Genomic DNA, 3,462 nt, shown 5'->3' with positions numbered 1-3,462 from the left:
CTCCGCTCGCCCCCTCCCGCGCCACCGGCGGCGGCGCCCCCTCCAGTCCGCCCGCCCGCCCCTCCAGCCCTTCCGGCGGATCAGGATCGGGCAGGTCCGGCTCAGGAGGATCCGGATCGGGCGGGTCCGGTTCAGGTGGTGGCGGCGGACGCGGTTCGAGCGGCAGCGGCTCGTCGCGCGGCGGCTCAGGCTCCGGCGGTTCGGGCTCAGGAAGCAAGCCCCCCGCGCTGGGCGGCCGGAGCACCAAGAGCGCCGAACCGGCGAAACCGGCGAAATCCAACGGCAAGTCCGGATCGTCGGGCCGGGCCCGCGGCACCGGGGGAGACACCAAGGGCCCCGACAGCAACCCCCGCAAACCGGTGAGCTGGGGCGGCGGCGGCAAGCCCGCCGACGTCCCCAAGCCCAGGTCGGCCCCCCAGCGCGACCAGGCGCCGCCGCTGTGGGCGCGCCGGGTCTCCGACACCGAGCCGCCCGCCCCGTTCTGGGCGAAGCCGGTGACCCCCTCGGACGAATAGCAGGACGAGTAGCAGATGGATCTCGACGACAGACAGCGCAAGCTGCTCTTCGCTGCCGTCGCGGTGGCGCTGGTGGCGCTCGGGATGTGGCTGGTCTGGCCGCGTCCCGACACCACCCCCCGCCCGACCGCGCCGCAGCCGCAGTTCACGGCCGCCGCGCCCAGCCCGGCCAACCCGATCCCGGGCATCACGGCGTCCGTCTCGCCGGACTCGTTCGACATCTACCGGCTCCTCCCGTTCGGCAAGACCGACTTCGCGAACGCCGCGACGACCGCGCAGAAGTTCATCGCGCTCGTCGACACCTACCGCTACGACGAACCCGCCCAGACCTACCTCGACCGCCTCACTCCGGTCACCACGCCCGAACTCCTCAAGGAGATCAAGGCGGGGAACTTCAAGCCCGGTCTCGTCGCCGAACGGACCGAGCAGAAGGCCACCGCGACGGGCTCGGCGTCCCTAGGCCGGATCCGCGAGATCGGGGACACCTCGATCACCTTCGAGATCTCCGGCATCAAGGAGTTCGACGAGGGCGGCCAGGCGGGCACGGAGAAGACGGTCTGGGCCGTGACCGTGCAGTACAACGGGGGTTCGTGGCGCGTGTACTCCTACAGTCCCGCCGACATCGGCCAGGACGGGGCTGATACGCAGTGAGGAAGCGGCTGCTGGCGATCGGCGCGGTCAGCGCCTTCGCCTGCCTGTTCTTCGTGCTGCTGGTCGTGCCGACTTTCTTCGGCGCCTCCCAGTTCCTGTTCGGTGGTGGCGGCGGCGCGGGCGGACTCGGCTGCGTCGACCCGGCGAAGGCCGCGGCGCAGCCCGCCGAGGCGACGACCGCGAAGTCGATCCCCGCCGACTACCTGGTGCTCTACAAGAAGGCCGGCGCGGATTCGGGCATCCCGTGGAACGTCCTGGCGGGGATCGGCAAGGTCGAGACGTCCCACGGCCAGAGCAAGCTGCCGGGCGTCGCGTCCGGCGAGAACTACGCGGGCGCGGGCGGTCCGATGCAGTTCCTCGCGGCGACGTGGAAAGCGTTCGCCGTCGACGGCGACAAGGACGGCCACAAGGACCGCTACGACCCGGCCGACGCGATCCCCACCGCCGCCGCCTACCTCAAGCACAACAAGGCGCCCGAACGGATGCGGTCGGCGATCTTCCGCTACAACCACAGCTGGGACTATGTCGACCTGGTCCTGTCGTGGGCGGCGAAGTACGCGGCGGGCGACTTCCAGGTCGTCAACGCCGCCGCCCCGCCCTGCTCCGACACCCAGGGCCTGCCCGCCTACGCCGACGGGGTCGTCGCCCGGATCGTCGAGTACGCGATGGCGCAGCGCGGCAAACCGTACGTATGGGGCGCGACGGGCCCCGACTCGTTCGACTGCTCGGGCCTGATGATGGCCGCCTACCGCGCCGCCGGGCTCACCATCCCGCGCGTCACGTTCGACCAGTGGCCGTTCGGCGCGAAGGTCCCCGACGGCCAGGAACAGCCCGGCGACCTCGTCTTCTTCAACTCGGGCCCCAACACGGGCCCCGGCCGCCCCGGCCACGTCGGCCTGGTCATCGGCAAGAACAAGATGGTCGTCGCCCGCTGCGCCCGCTGCCGCCCCGCCATCGGCGTCTTCCCCTACCGGATCTCCACGCTGGTCGGCTTCACCCGCCCCCTGATCAACCCGACCGTAGTAGCCCAACTCAAGGAAATCGGCTGAGCCACCACGCTCCGACCTGCTCAGTCCTGCGGCCTCTTCACCACGAAAACACCCTTGCCGGTCGCTGACTCGACAAGGCCCTCGTCCTTGAGGACTTTGACGGCCTTGGAGAGGGTCATCCGGGCCGCCCCGAATTCCTGCTCGAGCTGAAGGATGCTGGGGATCGGCTTCCCGACGGGAATCTCGCCGCTCGCGATCCGGTCGCGGAGCGCGGACGCGATCTGCTGGTACTGCGGCAGGACTTCGGCCTGCGCATCGATCACGAAGCTGCCCAGACCGGAAATGCTCATGATCAGACCTTCGCCGCGGAGCAGCCGGATGGCCTTGCGTGACGTGTCACGGGCGACGCGGAACTCGTCATCGACCTCCTGCTCGGACGGCATCCGCTGGCCCGGCGCCAGCTCGCCGCTCTCGATGCGGTGCCGAAGGATGTCCGCCACCTGCTGATACAGCGGCCGCGGCCCTTCTCTGTCGAGCTCCATGATCGATAACCATAGGTGGCTGTACATATTCCAAGCTACCCAACAGTAACCATAGTAGTACACGCCTAGATGTGCCATGTTGAGACCATGACCCATCAACAAAGCGCGCGAAACGAGGAAACGTCGACTGAACTCGATCGTCTGGCGGAGCTCTGGCCCGCATGGTCGATCTGGCGCGGAAGGCACGACGACGGCCGTCCAGGCTCCTGGATGGCCACCCGCCGCCGCCCCCTGACCGAAACCGAGATCAACAACGGCCTCTGGCCGACCGCAGACGCCGACACCTCCCTAGAACTAGAAGCCCACCTGATCACCCAGCGCACCACCGAATTCGGCCCCTGACCCACCCCCCGCCCCTCAGATCGCCTCGACCTGCGGCATATCGCCCGTTCAACTCCCCCCAAACCGCCCACACGCCGCAGCTCGACACGATCAAGCCCCCGCGATCAGACCCGCCGCGATCAAGGGCCCCGCGATCATGGACGTCGCGAAGATCGCGTCGAGCTGTGGCGATGTGACCGTTTGACGCCCGCAAACCGTCGACACGCCGCAGTTCGACACGATCAGGCCGCGATGGGCGTCCGCGATCAAAGGCTCGCGCGATCCTGGGCGTCGCGAAGATCGCCTCGGCCTGCGGCGTGTAGCCCGTTTGGCGCCCGCAAAGCGTCGACGCGCCGCAGTTCGACGATCAAGGCCCTGCGATCAGGCCCGCCACGATCAGGGGCCCGCGATCATGGACGTCGCGTAGATCGCGTCGAGCTGCGG

The 3,462-nt window shown here is 69.3% G+C and carries 5 protein-coding genes and 1 pseudogene; 4 read left to right on the top strand and 2 right to left on the bottom strand.

What is annotated here, in order from left to right; all coding sequences use genetic code 11:
- The 3 genes and pseudogenes from ACYVE7_RS18855 to ACYVE7_RS18845 all read left to right on the top strand — a co-directional run.
- Positions 1–515, top strand: a pseudogene (locus tag ACYVE7_RS18855) (hypothetical protein); the annotation flags it as partial.
- A 15-nt stretch (positions 516–530) separates the two neighbouring features.
- Entirely contained in the window at positions 531–1,166 is a 636-nt protein-coding gene (locus ACYVE7_RS18850) for a hypothetical protein (protein WP_460366218.1), read from the top strand.
- Positions 1,163–2,215 (top strand): C40 family peptidase, encoded by a 1,053-nt coding sequence (locus ACYVE7_RS18845; RefSeq protein ID WP_460366216.1) that lies wholly within the window; start codon positions 1,163–1,165, stop codon positions 2,213–2,215. Before ACYVE7_RS18850 ends, ACYVE7_RS18845 begins: the two co-directional genes overlap by 4 nt.
- A 20-nt stretch (positions 2,216–2,235) precedes the next feature.
- On the opposite strand, the gene ACYVE7_RS18840 is transcribed toward ACYVE7_RS18845, so the two are convergent.
- Positions 2,236–2,697, bottom strand: a complete 462-nt coding sequence (locus tag ACYVE7_RS18840) for a GntR family transcriptional regulator (RefSeq protein ID WP_460366214.1) — start codon at positions 2,695–2,697, stop codon at positions 2,236–2,238.
- A gap of 210 nt (positions 2,698–2,907) precedes the next feature.
- Here ACYVE7_RS18840 and ACYVE7_RS18835 point away from each other — a divergent pair, with 210 nt between their 5' ends.
- On the top strand, positions 2,908–3,039 hold the full coding sequence (locus ACYVE7_RS18835) for a hypothetical protein (protein WP_460366212.1): 132 nt from the start codon (positions 2,908–2,910) through the stop codon (positions 3,037–3,039).
- Between the two features lie 90 nt (positions 3,040–3,129).
- Here the strand turns inward: ACYVE7_RS18835 and ACYVE7_RS18830 are convergent, their stop codons facing one another.
- Positions 3,130–3,288: a hypothetical protein gene (locus ACYVE7_RS18830; protein WP_460366210.1), complete on the bottom strand. Its 159-nt coding sequence runs from the start codon at positions 3,286–3,288 to the stop codon at positions 3,130–3,132.
- Between the last annotated feature and the right edge of the window lie 174 nt (positions 3,289–3,462).

This window comes from Actinocorallia lasiicapitis (genome assembly GCF_054778695.1).
This window is presented reverse-complemented; position numbering and strand designations above follow the sequence as displayed.